We start from the raw sequence: 16,134 nt of genomic DNA, 5'->3' as shown, positions 1-16,134 counted from the left end.
GGCAATCTCCTGAGAACTGGCCTTAGAACTGGCCTTGATGATGCAGACAAAAGTATTTGGTTTCGACAAAGGCTTCGAAGCCTTCGGTGCCGCCTTCACGGCCCAGCCCCGAGGCTTTCATGCCACCGAACGGGATCGGATGGCCGGTGAACTTGACGCCATTGACGGCGACCATGGCGTGGTCGAGCCGGCGGATCAGCGGGTAAATCAGATCCAGGCGATTGGAGCAAATGTAGGCGGCCAGACCATATTCGGTGTCGTTGGCCATCTCGACGGCCTGATCGAGGGTGTCGAACGGCATCACCCCGGCAATCGGCGCGAAATTTTCCTCGCGGTAGATGCGCATCTGCGGCGTGACGTCGGCCAGCACCGTTGGCTGGTAAAACAAGCCGCCAAGGGCATGAGCCTCCCCACCCACCAGTCGTTGCGCGCCGTGTTGCAGGGCATCGGCGACACGTTCGGTGGTGACATCGAAGGCCGCCTGGTGCATCAACGGTCCGACATCGACCTGTTGCTCGCGGTCGCCGATCATGGCCGGACCGACCTTCAACTCACGCACGGCAACGGCAAATCGCTTGAGAAACTGCGGATAAACCGATCGTTCGACCATGATGCGGTTTGCCGCACAGCAATCCTGGCCGGAGGTCTGGAACTTTGCCGCCACCGCGACTTTCACCGCCAGCTCAAGGTCGGCATCGGCACAGACAATGAACGGCGCATTGCCGCCCAATTCCAGCGCAACCTTTTTCACGTCCTGAACTGCGGCTTGCAGCACCAACTTACCGACGCGGGTCGAGCCGGTGAAACTGACCGAGCGCACGCGCAGGTCCTGCACCAGGGTTTGCATGGTCATCTGCGGCTCGCCCAGCACCACGTTGAACACGCCGGCCGGAAAACCCGCTTCCTCGGCGAGTTGCGCCAGGGCGAACGCCGAGTACGGCGTCTCATGCGCCGGTTTGATCACCACGGTGCACCCGGCGGCCAGGGCTGCGGCGGCTTTGCGGGTGATCATTGCCGAGGGGAAATTCCACGGGGTCAGCAATGCACAAACACCGACGGGTTCCTTGACCGTGCCCAGGTGCGCACCGGGAATGTGGCTGGGAATGTTTTGCCCATACAAGCGTCGGGCCTCCTCGGCAAACCACGGAATGAAACTGGCGGCGTAGGCGATTTCGCCACGGGACTCGGCCAGGGACTTGCCCTGCTCCAGGCTGAGAATCCGCGCCAGATCTTCCTGTTGCTCAAGAATCAATGCCGCCCAGCGCCGCAGAATCACGCCGCGAGCCTCCAGGCTTTGCTCGCGCCAGCCGGCGAACGCGCGGTGCGCGGCATCGACGGCGGCGACGATCTGCGGTTGATCGAGCATCGGGACATGGCCGATCAGTTTTTGATCAGCCGGGTTATGCACGGCGATGCTGTGGCCGCTATCGCTATGGACCCAATGACCATCGACGTAGCAAAGGGCCTTGAACAGCAGGGGATGTTTGTAAGTCATGGTGTTCACTCCAATCCGTGTGCGTGGAACCATGCTAGGGCAGCGGGGCCTTCGGAATTTGGCGTTCGGAGGGTGTGCTGCAGGTGGTTTTTTCTGATTGGGCGGGGGTGAACAGCGGATTTTTGCGGTATGAATTCGGCTCTCGAATCGACACAAATCCATTGTGGGAGCGGGCTTGCTCGCGAAAGCGGTGTGTCAGGTACGTATGGTTAACTGAAGTCCCCTCTTCGCGAGCAAGCCCGCTCCCACATTTTTTGATTTGTGGTGATTTCAGGAATCTTGGGATAGCTCAGCCGGCAAGGCGCCACCGGTCTTGATGGTTTTGGTGACGATGTAGGTGAAATAGCGTTCGATGCCCAGGTCGTCGAGCAACAGTTGGTCGATGAAGCGCTGGTAATGATCGATGTCCGGTGCCTGGATCATCGCCATGTAGTCGACGCCGCCACCGGTGGCATAACAGAACGCGACTTCGGGGGCTTCACTCATGCGCTGTTCGAAGCGTCGCATGTCCTGCGCGGTGTGCCGGGCCAGGGTGATTTCCACCAGAACTTGCTGACTTTTGAACACCGCGTTCCAGTCGATCTGCGCGCGATAGCCCTTGATCAATCCGAGGGCTTCGAGCTTGCGTACACGCTCCCAGGCCGGGGTCACCGAAAGATTGATCGCCTCGGCCAGGCTCGACTTGGTGATACGCCCGTCGTCAGCGAGGATTCGCAGGATTTTCAGGTCATAGCGATCGAGTTTGTGCATGGGCCGGGAATCTCCTGAATGTAGGGGAACCCTGTGGGAGCGGGCTTGCTCGCGAAGGCGGTGTGTCAGACACCATCAATGTTGACTGACACGCCCTCTTCGCGAGCAAGCCCGCTCCCACAGGATAGGGTTTAGGTCAATACATCCGCGATGACCGCAATGGTATCGCCACAGCCCACCAACCCCGGAAAGTGTCGCGCCGCCAGCAAACCGCTGCGCGCCGCGCAGTATTCCACCGGAGCAACGCCGCTGCGGGTAGCGTCGTAGACGCGGGCGATCACGTCGCCCTTGTTCACGTTATCGCCCAGGTCGCAGCACATTTCCAGCAAGCCGTCGTGCTCGCTGGCGATGAAGCAATCGCCGTCGGGCATGTCGAGCATGATCGACGGCGCCGTCTGCACTTCGCCCTCAAGAATCCCGGCGTGCACCAGCAGATTGCGTACCCCGCGCTCGGCTATCGCCACGCTGCGCGCCGTGGACGAACCGCCGCCGCCCAACTCGGTCGTGACGAAGACTTTGCCCTGGGACTCGGCGGCGGTGTCGTACATCGCTCCGGCATCGAGTTCGAGCATGCGCATGCTGTACGGCGCATTGAACGCACGCATGCCGGCCTCGCATTGCGCCTGTTGCTGTTTGTCCGGCAGTACATGACACGCGGCGAACGGCAAGAAATCCAGGGTGCGCCCACCGGAGTGGATGTCCAGCACGATGTCGGCCAGTGGCAGCAAAGTGCGGGTGAAATAGTCGGCGATCTTCTCGGTCACCGTGCCGTCAGGCTTGCCGGGAAAGCTGCGGTTGAGGTTGCCCTTGTCGATCGGCGACGTGCGCCGCCCGGCGTGGAACGCCGGGGTGTTCATGAACGGAACGATGATCACCCGTCCGTTGACGTCGGCAGCCGTCAAACTTTGCGCCAGCTTGCTCAGCGCCACCGGGCCTTCGTATTCGTCACCGTGGTTACCGCCGGTGAGCAGCGCGGTCGGTCCCTGACCGCGCTGGATCACCGTGACCGGGATCATCACCGCGCCCCAGGCGGAATCGTCCCGGGAATATGGCAGTTTGAGAAAACCGTGCTGCACACCTTCGCGGCTGAAATCCACCGTGGCGCTGATCGGGTTGTCTGGCAGTTCACTCATGGCTCAATCCTTCACGAACAATTGGCGCGGCACATTGCACAACGTCTCGACGCCGGTTTCGGTGATCAGAATGCTCTCGGTGATTTCCAGCCCCCAGTCATCCATCCACAGGCCCGGCATGAAGTGGAACGTCATGCCCGGTTGCAACACACTGGTGTCGCCGGGACGCAGGCTCATGGTGCGCTCGCCCCAATCCGGTGGATAACTGATACCGATCGGGTAGCCGCAGCGACTGTCCTTGTGGATACCGAACTTCTCCAGCACCTTGAAAAACGCCACGGCGATGTCGCCGGTGGTGTTGCCCGGTTTTGCGGCTTCTAGACCGGCGGCAATGCCTTCGACCACGGCTTTCTCGCCATCGAGGAAGTGCTGCGGCGGCTTGCCCAGGTAGATCGTGCGCGACAACGGGCAGTGATAACGCTTGTAGCAACCGGCGATTTCAAAGAAGGTGCCGGCGCCCTTTTCGAAGGGTGAATCATCCCAGGTCAGGTGCGGCGCACTGGCATCCGCCCCCGTCGGCAATAGCGGCACGATGGCCGGGTAATCGCCGCCATGACCGTCGGCGCCGAGTATCCCGCTGCTGTAGATTTCCGCCACCAGTTCATTTTTGCGCATGCCCGGCTCGATCCGTTCGAGGATCCGCCCGTGCATGTTTTCGACAATGCGCGCAGCGATGCGCATGTAAGCGATTTCTTGAGGGGACTTGATCGCCCGCTGCCAGTTCACCAACCCAACCGCATCGACCAGCGTGGCTTTCGGCAGGTGTTTGTTCAGCGACAAATACGCGGCGGCGCTGAAGTAATAGTTGTCCATCTCCACGCCGATGGTCAGCGCATCCCAACCCCGGGCGCTGATCACCTCCCGCGACAGATAATCCATCGGATGGCGTTCCCGCGACTGCACGTAGATGTCCGGGTAACCGACGATGTTCTCTTGCTGCATGAACACCGTGCGCCGGGCGCCGTTGGCGTCCTGGCCGCGACCGAACCACACCGGTTCGCCATCGAGGGCCAACAGCACGCATTGATGAACGTAGAACGACCAACCGTCATAGCCGGTCAGCCAGGCCATGTTCGACGGATCGGTGACCAGCAACAGCTCGATGCCCTGCGCCTGCATGGCCGCTCGCACCTTGGCCAGACGCAGGGCGTATTCCTCCCGCTGGAACGGAAGATTGACGACTATCTGAGACATGCACATGCCCTCTGATAAATGACGCACGGATGAAAAAACGGTTTAACTGCCGAACTGAAATCCTTTGCCCGCCGAACGCGCGCGCTCGAAGGCCAGGTTAGCCATGGCCGTGTCCTGGGCGCCGGTGCCCGTGAGGTCGCACAAGGTGATCTGCGTTGCGTGCGTGCGACCGGGCCGTTGGCCGGCCAGCACCTGGCCAAGTTCTGCGAAACCCGATTCGTCGCTGACCACGCCCGCCGCGAGGGCGTGATGCAGCTCGCCGAGAATGCGCGTCTGGCTCAAACGATCGGCCACGTAGCGGTCGACCTGCGCCAGCGCACGGGGGGAAATTTCGTTCTTGTGCTCGGCGTCCGAGCCCATGGCGGTGATGTGCAGGCCGGGGTGCAAATGGCGCACATCGATCAACGGCTCGCGACTCGGCGTACAGGTGATTGCGATGTCGACATCGGCCATGGCCTCATCGATGCTCGTGCACGGCTTGACCGCCATGCCACTGTCGCGAGCCAGCTCGACACTGAAGGCCTGCGCCTTGGCGGTGTCCCGCGCCCAGACCCGCACGCTGTCGATCGGCCGCACCAGGCGCAGGGCTTGCAGTTGCAGCGCGGCCTGCTCACCGGCACCGATCAGCGCCACACTGCGGCTGTCTTCCCGCGACAGCGCCCGCGCCGCCACGGCCCCGGCCGCCGCTGTACGCACGACGGTCAGGTAACCGTTGTCCAGCAGCAAGGCATCCAGCAGACCGGTGCGCGCGGACAGCAACATCATCATGCCGTTGAGGCTCGGCAACCCGATTTTCGGGTTGTCGAAAAAACCCGGGCTGACCTTGATCGCAAAGCGCTCCAGGCCCGGCAGGTAGGCGGTCTTCACGTCCACTTCACCGTTATGTTCAGGAATGTCCAGGCGCAGGATCGGCGGCATGGCCACAGCGGCAGTGGCGAGCAGCACGAAGGCCTGCTCGATGGCTTCGATGCTCGGCAGATCCAGCGCCACGCAGGCACGCAGATCGGCTTCGCTCAACAAGGTGATTTCACTCATCAACGCGGCACTCCATTGAGTCGATATTGTGGGAATTCATGCATCGGCACCGGTCAGCACGCGCAGGTGCTGATCGATATCGACGTTGCGTCCGCTGACCACCACCACGACCGGCCCGCGCGGCGCGATCAAGCCTTCGAGCAGCGCGGCAATCCCCACCACCGCCGCCCCTTCCAGCACCAGGCGCTCTTCGCGGTAGGCGTGGCGGATCGCATTGGCGATGGAGGCTTCGCCGAGCAGATGCAGGTGATCGCAGGTATCGCGGGTCATGGCAAAGGTGAAGCGGTTGTCCAGGCCGATGCCGCCGCCAAGCGAGTCAGCCAGGGTCGGCAGCTCCTCGACTTCCACGGGACAGCCGGCCGCAAGACTGGCGTGCATGGCCGCACCGCGTTGCATGCTGATGCCGTGGGTGACGATCTGCGGGTTGGCACTTTTCAGCGCCAGCGCCACGCCGGCGAACAGACCGCCGCCGGACAACGGCACCAGCACATGGGCGACGCCCGGCTGCTGCTCAAGGATTTCCAGCCCCAGCGTGCCTTGCCCGGCGATGATCGCCGGGTGGTCGAACGGTGGCAGCAGCGTTGCGCCTTGCTCATGGGCAATGCGCTCGGCTTCACGCTGAGCGTCATCCTGGGACTGGCCGACGATGCGCACATCAGCGCCGAGATCGCGAATGGCCTGGACCTTGTTGCCCGGCACCAGGTGCGACAGGCAAATCGTCGCCTTCACGCCGTGTTGCGATGCGGCGTAAGCGAGCGCCCGGCCATGATTGCCGGTCGACGCGGCGACCACGCCACGCGCCTTCTGCGCGGCACTGAGCTGCGCCACGGCATTGCTCGCGCCGCGCAACTTGAAGCTGCCGGTGATTTGCTGGGATTCGAGCTTGAGGTACACCGGCACGCCCACATGCCGCGACAGGCTGGGCGAAGGCTCCATGGGCGTACACCGGACCAACGCTGCGATGCGCTGGCGGGCGAGGTAAATATCGTTGAGCTGTAGCGCTGACATGACCGCATCCCGAAGAGGTATTGGGCGCAGTCTAAGAGGGCTGGATTGTCGCGCTGAATGTACTAGGGCAATTTAGTCGACAAAATTTCGGCGTCTTTTTTTCACCTCAAAAGTCATGGATTTGCGGGTACTGGCCGAAGATCTCGCGCATGCCCATCAGCGCATCGCGCATTTCCTCGTCACTGCATTCGGCACCGACGCACACTCGCACCGCCCGTGGCCGCGGCGTGCCGCGCACGGTGAACGGGTCGGGTGAAGTGACCGCAATATGCTTGTGCCGTAGCGCGCGCACCAGGCTGTCGAGCTCCCAGTGCGGCGGAATGCCGATCCAGGCATTCAACGCATGCGGATGCTGGCCGAGCAGGTATTCGCCAAGGTATTCGCTGACCATCGCCTGACGCCCGCCCAATAACTTGCGTTGCAACTCCACCAGCGTGTCGGCGCGCCCGTCGCGAATCCAGCGCGTGGCGATTTCCGAAACCATGGGCGTGGCCATCCAGCTGTTAACCCGCAAAATGCTCTCGGTGCGCAGCGCCAGGCGCTTGGGCATCACCAGGTAACCGACGCGCAAACCGGTGAGCACTGACTTGGTCATGCTGGTGCAATAGAACGACAGCTCCGGCAGGTAATGGCTGATCGGCGGTGCGCGGCGCTCATCGAGCAGCGGCCCGTAGACGTCGTCTTCGATGATGTGCACGCCGAAGCGCCGGGCAATCTCGGCTATTTCGCGCCGACGGTTGTCCGGCATCAGGCTGGTGGTCGGGTTGTTGAGGTTCGGTGTGCAGACCAGCGCGGTGATCCGCTCATTGCTGCACATGTCCTCGAAATGTTCCGGGTCGATGCCGTAGCGGTCCATTTCCAGGCCCTTGAGGGTAAACCCGAGCACCTGGGAATTACCGATCACGCCGTGGTCGGTCAAGCCTTCGCAAAGCACCACGTCATCCGGGCCGGCAAGGGATGCCAACGCCAGGAAAATTCCGTGGGCGGCGCCGTTGGTGATCAGGATGTCGTCGCGCTCGACCCGCAGGCCTTGCCGAGCGATCCAGTGCATTGCCGCTTCACGGTGCGACTCAAAACCGGCAATCGGGCGAAATGCGTGAATCCAGGGTTGATCCTCTTCGGTGCTGAGTTCGCGACAGGTTTCGCGCCAGAACTGATCATGCTCTCGGGTGTGCATGATCCGTGTGATGGAAAAATCCACCAGCGCCCGTTCAGGGCTGTCGAGAATATAAGTGGCGACCCGGTCGCTCATTCGCCGCGAGACAAAACTGCCGCGCCCGACTTCACACCTGACCAGGCCCTGGCGCTCGAGCTCCTTGTAGGCATTGGTGACGGTTTGCACACTGATGCCCATGGCGTCGGCAACATTACGTTGCGGTGGCAACCGCTGATCATTGGCCAGTACACCCTGCTCGATATCGTCGGCGATCGCCTGGACCAGGATCTTGTATTTCGACTCGCCGCTGCGGGCGATTTCCAATGCTGCCTTCCACTTGTCCATCAGCGCCGAACCCACGTGTTTGCCAGTGCCGACAGCATCCCGCGAGAACCCCTGCAAAGCAATTGTCCTAGTGCAATGCAATGTGGCGCAGGGCTTTTGTATGCTCGGTACAAGGTCGATGCACAGGCTGCTGAACCAGCCGCCAACAACAACCAATCGATCTGTACCGGAACTGTGCCCCCAAGCTTCGGCTCAACAGGACAACGGCTCTCGTACGCTTTGCTCTTGTCACACTGCCTCCTACCACAGAGCCGTCAACGACGGGTCCACAAGAAACAGGAGATTTTATCGATGAGCAATTCCATTCCCCGCACTCCCCATGTCTTGCGTCACCTGTTCGTGGCTTGCGCGATGTTCGGCCTGGCCGCCAGCGCCCATGCCTCGACGCTGGAAACCATTACGAAAAACAGCAGCATCCGCATCGGCTACGCCAACGAAACCCCGTTCGCCTTTACCGAGACCGATGGCCGGGTCACCGGTGAATCGCCGGAAATCGCCAAAGTCATCTTCGCCAAAATGGGCATCAAGCAAGTCGATGGCGTGCTGACCGAGTGGGGCTCGCTGATCCCGGGCCTGCGCGCCGGGCGGTTCGACGTGATCGCCGCGGGCATGTACATCACGCCCGAACGCTGCAAGCAAGTCATCTTCACCGATCCGCAGTATCAGTTGCCCGACGCCCTCCTGACCGCCAAAGGCAACCCGAAAAATCTGCACAGCTATGAAGACATCGCCAAAAACCCGGATGTGAAACTGGCGATCATGGCCGGCACGGTCAACCTGAAATACGCACGGGATTCCGGGGTGAAGGACGCACAAATCCTCCAGGTGCCGGACACCACCGCGCAATTGCAAGCCGTGCGCGCCGGTCGCGCCGATGCTGCCGTGGGCACCCAATTGACCATGAAAGGCCTGGCTTCCAAGGGTGGTGAAAAGGTCGAAGCGGTCACCGAATTCAAAGATGACCCGTCGCATACCGGTTACGGCGCCCTCGCCTTCCGCCCGGAAGACAAGGACCTGCGGGATGCGGTCAACGCCGAACTGAAAAAGTGGCTGGGCTCCGAAGAGCACCTCAAGACGGTCGCCCCGTTCGGCTTCGACAAATCCAACGTGACCAGCAAAACGGCTGCCGAGCTCTGCGCTCAATAGTCGAGGCAGGCATGGCGCTGCGGCGCGATGCCTATCCCTGCTGACTTCGGATGTTGAACCATGCAGGTGTGAACAATGGGTGAATTACTTCCGCTTTTGATACAAGGCGCCTGGGTCACGCTCCAGGTAACCTTCTTCGGCTCTATCCTGGCGATCGTCGCGGCCATTCTGGCGGCGCTGGGACGCATGTCGCCGTGGCGGCCGCTGAGCTGGTTCTCGGTCGCCTACATTGAAGTGTTTCGCGGCACGTCGTTGCTGGTGCAGTTGTTCTGGCTGTTCTTCGTGTTGCCGCTGCCACCGTTCAATCTGGAACTGAGCCCCTACAGCGTGGCCATCGTCGGCCTTGGCCTGCACATCGGCGCTTACGGCGCCGAGGTGATGCGCGGTGCGATCAGCTCCGTGGCCAAGGGTCAGTACGAAGCGGCGACCGCGCTGAACTTCAGCGGCTACAAGCGCTTCCGTCGAATCATTCTGCCTCAGGCCTTGCTCGCGGCCATCCCACCGGGCACCAACCTGCTGATCGAACTGCTGAAAAATACTTCGCTGGTGTCACTGATCACCTTGTCCGACCTGAGCTTTCGCGCTCGGCAACTGGATCAGGCGACCTTCCAGACCCTGGAAATCTTCAGCCTGGCGCTGGTGATGTATTTCATCCTCGCGCAAGCGATCAACCTCGGCATGCGCAGCATTGAGCGTCGGCTGGCGCGCGGCCGGATGCGTGGAGGTCTGTCATGACCCTGTTCGACTGGACTTATGCCTGGCAGATCCTCCCCGATTTGCTGCGCGCTTCGCTCAACACCGTGGGCATTACCCTGATCGGTTTCCTGATCGCCATCGTGCTGGGGCTGTTCCTCGCCATCGGCCGGCGCAGCCGCCTGTACTGGCTGTCGTGGCCGATCGCCGGGATGATCGAATTCATCCGCAGCACACCGCTGCTGATCCAGGTGTATTTCCTCTACTACGTGCTGCCCAACTACGGCGTCAGCATGACGGCCATGCAAGTGGGGATCATCGGCATCGGCGTGCACTACGCCTGCTACATCGCCGAGGTCTATCGCGGCGGGCTCGATGCCGTGCCGCGGGCGCAGTGGGAAGCGGTGACTGCGCTGAACATCGCGCCGTACAGCGCCTACCGCAACATCATCCTGCCCCAGGCCTTGCGGCCGATCCTGCCGCCGCTGGGCAACTACCTGGTGGCAATGCTCAAGGACACGCCAGTGCTGTCGGCCATCACCGTGGTTGAAATCATGCAGCAGGCCAAGAACATCGGCTCCGAGAACTTCCGTTACCTGGAGCCGATCACCATGGTCGGTCTGTTTTTCCTCGCCCTGAGCATCGCCCTGGCTTATCTGGTACGGCGCCTCGAACTGCGCCTGGAGCTACGCTAATGACTTCTCCACTCTCGACCTCCAACGACCTTTCCCGGCGCGGCAACCTGACGCCGCTGCATCCGCAAGAGGCCACGGCCATGCATCAACCGAAAGCGCTCAAGCCGATTGTCAGCTTCCAGGACGTCACCAAAAGCTACGGCAATTTCACAGTGCTCGACCATTTGAACCTGGACGTCACACCCGGCGAAAAAGTCGCGATCATCGGCCCCAGCGGCTCGGGGAAATCCACGCTGTTGCGGGTATTGATGACCCTGGAAGGCATTGACGACGGTCTGATCCGCATCGAAGACGATTTGCTGACACACATGCCCAATCGCAATGGCGTGCTAGTGCCGGCCAATGATCGGCATATCCGCCGTGTGCGCGGCAAGATCGGCATGGTGTTCCAGAGCTTCAACCTGTTCCCGCACATGACGGCGTTGCAGAACGTCATCGAGGCGCCGGTGCAAGTGCTGGGCATGAAAGCCGCCGAAGCACGGGAACGCGCAGCGGATCTGCTGGAGCTGGTAGGACTGGGCAGCAAGCTGGGGCACTACCCTTCGCAGCTTTCCGGTGGCCAGCAGCAACGGGTGGCGATCGCTCGCGCATTGGCCATGCGGCCGAAAGTCATGCTGTTCGACGAAGTGACTTCAGCACTCGATCCGGAGCTGTGCGGCGAAGTACTCAACGTGATCCGCAAGCTCGGTGCCGAACACAACCTGACGATGCTGATGGTCACCCACCAGATGGGGTTCGCCCGGGAGTTCGCTGACCGTGTGTGCTTCTTCTACAAGGGCCAGATCCACGAACAGGGCACCCCGGCACAGATCTTCGAACACCCGCAACAGGAACGTACGTGTGCGTTTCTCAGTGCGGTGAAAGAAGCCAACTAAAAAAGCAGCACATGCAAATGTGGGAGCGGGCTTGCTCGCGAAGGCGGTGTATCAGGCAACTGTAATGTCGACTGATATTCCCTCTTCGCGAGCAAGTCGAATCGTCGCACCGCCGCTCCCACAGTTTGTTTTGCGGTGTTATGGATATTGCTGAACGTTACCTTGCTGCTGACCACCATACTGCTGGCCCGGAATCGCCTTGAGGTTGACCTCTACACGGCGGTTCTGCGCCCGGCCATTGACGTCAGCGTTGCTGGCAACCGGGCCATCCGGGCCGGCACCGCGAGCGCTCAGGTTGGCACCGCTGACACCTTGCGAGGTCAGGTAGGTTGCCACGCTCTGGGCACGGCGCTGGGACAGGTCCATGTTGTGCTGGCGGCTGCCGGTGCTGTCGGTATAGCCGACGATCTCGATCTGGTTCTGGTTGAACTCTTTCAGCGAGCCCGCCAGGTTGTTTAGCGGCTGATAGAAACTTGGGGCAATGTTCGCCGAATCGGTAGCGAACGTGATGTTGCCCGGCATGATCAGCTTGATCTGGTCGCCCTGGCGCTGCACTTCAACACCCGTGTTGGCCATGCTGGCACGCAGCTTTTTCTCTTGCTGATCGGCGTAGTAGCCGTAACCGGCCGCGGAAGCACCGACCACCGCCGCACCGATCAGCGCACCCTTGCCACGGTTATCGTGGTTGATGGCAGCACCGGCCAGCGCGCCGGCCAGAGCGCCGAGGCCACCGTATTTCGCGGTCTTGCTCATGCCTTCGGAGCCGCTATCCGCCTGCCCCTGAGCCTGGCCTTGAGCGCCGTAAGGGTTAGGCGCGGCACAACCGGACAAAACGGCCACAGCCGTAGCGAGAATAATCAAACGACGCGTGGTGAACATGTAGAGCTCCTACTTTTTTGCATTCTGTGGTGCAACGGACCAAGGCATCAGCCTTTGCGGGCGTTGGATCACTTTCTGGAACAAAAATTCCGCTCGTTACAAATCAGGCCCGTACAAACGGGTTTTCGCGCATTTCATCGCCCAGACGGGTATCCGGACCATGCCCGGCCACCACTATCGCCTCCTCGTCGAGGGTGTACAAACGTTGCTTGATCGAACGCACGATGGTGGCCTGGTCGCCACCCCACAAATCCGTGCGCCCTACTCCACGCTTGAACAACGTGTCACCGGCAATCAGCAGCTTGGCATCGGCAAACCAGAAACTCATCGACCCCGGTGTATGCCCAGGCGTGTGCAGCGCCACGCCACAGCCACAGGCCAGCTCTTCATCATCGGCCAGCCAACGGTCCGGGGACGGCACCGGGGTGTAAGGCACACCGAACATCTGGCACTGCATTTCCAGGTTGTCCCACAGAAACTGGTCTTCCTTGTGCAGGTGCAGGGTAGCGCCGGTTTTCTCCTTGAGTTGACCGGAAGCCAGGAAATGATCGAGGTGCGCATGAGTATGAATGATGCTGACCACCTTCAGCCCCAAGGCATCGAGACGCGCCAGGATCAGCTCATGATTGCCACCCGGATCGACAACGATGGCCTTTTTCGTCACCGGATCGCCGATGATCGTGCAGTTGCACTGCAACGGGCCGACGGGGAAGGTTTCGCGGATGAGAGTGGGTTGCTGGGACATCGGGGGCCTGCTCGATAAACGGGGACGAGCGATTTTCGCACAATTGAGTATCCAGCCAATGGCCACGACAAGTAACGTGAAAAATCCTTAACCCAGTACCCCCAACTCCTTGGCCCGCGCCACGGCCTGTGTACGCCGCTCAACGCCGAGCTTGCTGTTGATGTGACTGGCGTGGGTCTTGACCGTGTGCAGGGAGATAAACAGCTGATCGCTGATTTCCTGGTTCGAGCAGCCTTGGGCGATCAAGCGCAGGACCGCCAGTTCCCGCGCACTGAGCTGCTCCGCGGCCACGCAGGACTCCACTGCGGAACGGCTAGCCAATGCTGGCAGTTTTTCACTGAGGCTCAGGGAAACGGGGGTTGGCGGGCAGAGTTGCAGCTGTCCACGCAGCCAGTCCGGGTGCTCGGCCAGCAGACCCTCAAAGGGTTGCAGCACCCCTCCACCGGCGGCGTCCAGCGCCTGGGCCAGCGCCTTGCGTGCTTCCGGCTCGCGTCCGCTGCCCAGCAACAACGCCACTTTCTGGGTCAGCGCCATGGCACTGAGCATCTGCCGACCGCTTTGCTGGCCATGTTCGAGCAGCGCATTCAATCGTCCTTCGGCCAGCATCGGCTGGCCCTGGATGACTTCCAGCAAAGCTTGCTGCAATTCGATATGCAGCGGTAATTGCGGATGGAACTCCGGTGGTGCTGCCGCGTTTTCGCCGTTATAGGTCTGCCCCAGACGCGCCAGCCAGGCTTCGGCCAGGTCGGTGCGCCCCTGGGCCAGCCAGAGTTCACATTTGACCAGGGTGATCATGGCCAGGTAGTAAATCGGTGGCACATCCCAGATGTGCATGAGCCGCTCGGCTTCGGCCAGTTCGGCAAAGGCCTTGGCGAACTCGCCGCTGCTGCCCTCCAGCCTTGCAATCACGCAGTGGCCGATCAGCACGCTGATGTCACGACAGGCGCGTGCCTCGCTCAACCCTGCCTGCAATCGCACCCGCGCCAATTGCGGCTGCATGCGCAGGGCCAGCAAAAAACCCTCGTACAAGGTCAACCGGGCGCGAACCGCATATAGCCGTTGCGCAGACAGGCTCTGCAGGCGTTGCAGGCCCTGACGGACCTCCTCCAGCGCCCGACAGATTTCCCCGCGCGCTTGCAGCACCCGCGCACGGTCGTAGTGAGCCAGTGCTTCGAACAACGGGTTGCCGACCCGTTGCGCCAACTCCAGCGATTCGCGATTCAACCCCCGCGCCCGCCACAGATCACCGTCGGCGATGGCCAGGTTGGACAGGGTCGAGAGGCACATCAGGCGCTGGCCGTAACGCTTGGACGGAAGACTGTCCAACGCTTCGCGGCAGTACCGCAGCGTTAGTTCGCGGTTGCCGCGCCCACGGGCGATGATGCCGCTCAAAGCCAACCATTGAGCTAGCATGGACTTCTGGGCGGTGGCCGACGGAGCCGGCAGGAAGCGGCTCAGATGGCTGGCCAGCTCCTCGGCGGCATCCAGCTGGCAAGCCATGCCCAACGCCCAGCTGTAGAGCACAATCAACCGCGGCGTGCTGATCAGCAAACTGTCAGGCAAGTCCATTTTCCAGCGCAGCAGCATGCCGACATTCTGCTCGGCCAGCAGTTGCTCTTCGGAGAGGTTCTGCACCAGGTTCGCCGCGACGTCCAGGTGACCGGCACGCAAGGCCTGCTCCACGGCCTCATCGAGCAGTCCCTGGGCATTGAACCAGCGGCAGGCGCGCAGGTGCAGGCTGGCGGCCGGGACCATCGACTGGGAAGTCGGACGCGTGCGCAACAGATCGGAAAACAGGTGGTGGTAACGATACCAATGGCCATGTTCGTCCAGCGGCACCAGGAACACCTGGTGGGCGAGCAGGAAGCGCAGGATCTCCCCGCTGTCGTGGGCGTCGCGAACGGCATCGCACAGTTCGCTGCAAAAACGTTCCTGGGGTGCCGTGTCATAGAGGAACGACTGGACCTCGGCGGGCAAGCAATCGATAACCTCTTCGAGCAGGTAATCGCGGATCAGCCCTTCCCCACCGTGCAACGATTGCGGCAGCGCGCCATCGGTACCCGCCTCCGAAGCGGCCAGCAGCCAGAAGCGTAACCCCGCGACCCAACCTTCGCTGCGCTGGATCAGGTTTTCCAGTGCCTCACCGCGCAAGGAACTGCTGTGCCGGTCGAGCAGGCTCAAGGCCTCGTCGTGGGTCAGGCGCAGATCCTGTTCATGCAACTCAAGCAGTTGCCGCGACAGCCGCAGCCGCGCCAGATGCCAGTCGGGACGTTGGCGGCTGGTGACCATCACCAGCAAGCCATCGGGAAGATGATTGAGGAAAAATTGCAGGCAACGGTCCAGCACCGGCCCCTGGGCCAGATGGTAATCATCCAGCACCAGCAGTAATGGCGTCGCAGTGGACAGGTGCACGGCCAGCTCGTCGAGCAGGCCGTCCAGCCATTCTTCGAACGCGAATGGCTGATGGCGCTGGCGCATTTTCAACAGCCCGAGGGATTGCCTGCCCAGGTGCGGGAAATAGTCCTGAAGGCCTTCGAGCAGGCGCTCGAGAAAGCGTCCCGGGTCACTGTCGCGCGGGCTCAACCCCAGCCAGAGACTTTGCCAGTGTGCCGGCAAGCCCTGACAAAACTCCACCGCCAGCGAACTCTTGCCGAACCCTGCCGGTGCGCTGACCAGCAACAACCTGCCTGCGAGCCCGGCACTCAGGCGCTCGCACAAACGTGGACGCAGCACATGGCCGTCGGGCAACGGCGGGCGGAAAAAGCGCCCGTCGAGTGTCGCGACAGCAACCTGTGCAGAACCTGAGGGTGTAGACAGATCAGTCATAGCCGGCTCTTGTTTGAATTGCGGGTGGCGGCGTTGCAGATGTCCGCAGACTAGCCGTAAACGGATAGGGAATGAAGGTAATTGCTACAAATGGCTACAAAAAGTCTACAAGCAAAAAAAACGCCCCGAACCAGTCGGGGCGTTTTCAGAGGGTGCGGT

14 protein-coding genes are annotated in these 16,134 nt (G+C 61.6%); 4 read left to right on the top strand and 10 right to left on the bottom strand.

Annotated features, from left to right (window positions below):
* Positions 1-22: 22 nt before the first annotated feature.
* From KGA88_RS01630 to KGA88_RS01595, 7 genes are all read right to left on the bottom strand, one after another.
* Positions 23-1,495 carry an NAD-dependent succinate-semialdehyde dehydrogenase gene (locus KGA88_RS01630; protein ID WP_223588431.1) on the bottom strand — a complete coding sequence of 491 codons (1,473 nt, stop codon included), beginning with the start codon at positions 1,493-1,495 and terminating at the stop codon, positions 23-25.
* Positions 1,496-1,765: 270 nt separating this feature from the next.
* Positions 1,766-2,245: an Lrp/AsnC family transcriptional regulator gene (locus KGA88_RS01625; RefSeq protein WP_110660704.1), complete on the bottom strand. Its 480-nt coding sequence runs from the start codon at positions 2,243-2,245 to the stop codon at positions 1,766-1,768.
* Positions 2,246-2,376: 131 nt separating this feature from the next.
* Positions 2,377-3,378: a N(2)-acetyl-L-2,4-diaminobutanoate deacetylase DoeB gene (gene doeB, locus KGA88_RS01615; protein WP_110658959.1), complete on the bottom strand. Its 1,002-nt coding sequence runs from the start codon at positions 3,376-3,378 to the stop codon at positions 2,377-2,379.
* A 3-nt stretch (positions 3,379-3,381) separates the two neighbouring features.
* A complete protein-coding gene (doeA, locus tag KGA88_RS01610; protein ID WP_110658957.1) occupies positions 3,382-4,572 on the bottom strand; it encodes an ectoine hydrolase DoeA in 1,191 nt (396 codons plus the stop codon).
* Between the two features lie 42 nt (positions 4,573-4,614).
* Complete coding sequence (gene eutC, locus KGA88_RS01605) at positions 4,615-5,607, bottom strand: ectoine utilization protein EutC (protein WP_223588429.1); 993 nt, start codon at positions 5,605-5,607, stop codon at positions 4,615-4,617.
* A 36-nt stretch (positions 5,608-5,643) separates the two neighbouring features.
* The gene (gene eutB / locus KGA88_RS01600) at positions 5,644-6,615 is read right to left on the bottom strand and encodes a hydroxyectoine utilization dehydratase EutB (protein ID WP_110658953.1); all 972 of its coding nucleotides are present in this window, start codon (positions 6,613-6,615) and stop codon (positions 5,644-5,646) included.
* 106 nt (positions 6,616-6,721) lie between these two features.
* Positions 6,722-8,116 (bottom strand): PLP-dependent aminotransferase family protein, encoded by a 1,395-nt coding sequence (locus KGA88_RS01595; RefSeq protein ID WP_110658963.1) that lies wholly within the window; start codon positions 8,114-8,116, stop codon positions 6,722-6,724.
* Positions 8,117-8,407: 291 nt separating this feature from the next.
* Between KGA88_RS01595 and ehuB the strand changes: the two genes are divergently transcribed.
* The 4 genes from ehuB (at position 8,408) to ehuA (ending at position 11,525) form a co-directional block, all read left to right on the top strand.
* The gene (gene ehuB / locus KGA88_RS01590; RefSeq protein WP_110658951.1) at positions 8,408-9,262 is read left to right on the top strand and encodes an ectoine/hydroxyectoine ABC transporter substrate-binding protein EhuB; all 855 of its coding nucleotides are present in this window, start codon (positions 8,408-8,410) and stop codon (positions 9,260-9,262) included.
* A gap of 75 nt (positions 9,263-9,337) precedes the next feature.
* Positions 9,338-9,997, top strand: coding sequence for an ectoine/hydroxyectoine ABC transporter permease subunit EhuC (gene ehuC / locus KGA88_RS01585; protein WP_110658949.1), 660 nt, complete (start codon positions 9,338-9,340; stop codon positions 9,995-9,997).
* Complete coding sequence (gene ehuD / locus KGA88_RS01580; protein WP_110658947.1) at positions 9,994-10,650, top strand: ectoine/hydroxyectoine ABC transporter permease subunit EhuD; 657 nt, start codon at positions 9,994-9,996, stop codon at positions 10,648-10,650. Before ehuC ends, ehuD begins: the two co-directional genes overlap by 4 nt.
* Complete coding sequence (gene ehuA / locus KGA88_RS01575; protein WP_411740826.1) at positions 10,650-11,525, top strand: ectoine/hydroxyectoine ABC transporter ATP-binding protein EhuA; 876 nt, start codon at positions 10,650-10,652, stop codon at positions 11,523-11,525. The genes ehuD and ehuA overlap by 1 nt, the downstream gene beginning before the upstream one ends.
* 138 nt (positions 11,526-11,663) lie before the next feature.
* On the opposite strand, the gene KGA88_RS01570 is transcribed toward ehuA, so the two are convergent.
* The 3 genes from KGA88_RS01570 to KGA88_RS01560 form a co-directional block, all read right to left on the bottom strand.
* Positions 11,664-12,404 carry an OmpA family protein gene (locus KGA88_RS01570; RefSeq protein WP_110658945.1) on the bottom strand — a complete coding sequence of 247 codons (741 nt, stop codon included), beginning with the start codon at positions 12,402-12,404 and terminating at the stop codon, positions 11,664-11,666.
* Positions 12,405-12,507: 103 nt separating this feature from the next.
* Positions 12,508-13,149, bottom strand: coding sequence for an MBL fold metallo-hydrolase (locus KGA88_RS01565; protein WP_223588427.1), 642 nt, complete (start codon positions 13,147-13,149; stop codon positions 12,508-12,510).
* Positions 13,150-13,236: 87 nt separating this feature from the next.
* A complete protein-coding gene (locus tag KGA88_RS01560; protein WP_223588425.1) occupies positions 13,237-15,975 on the bottom strand; it encodes a LuxR C-terminal-related transcriptional regulator in 2,739 nt (912 codons plus the stop codon).
* Positions 15,976-16,134 lie beyond the last annotated feature (159 nt).

The sequence above is a fragment of the Pseudomonas sp. A-R-19 genome (genome assembly GCF_019956575.1).
GTDB lineage: Bacteria > Pseudomonadota > Gammaproteobacteria > Pseudomonadales > Pseudomonadaceae > Aquipseudomonas.
The sequence above is the reverse complement of the archived record's forward strand: the minus strand, read 5'-3'. Positions and strand labels throughout refer to the sequence as shown.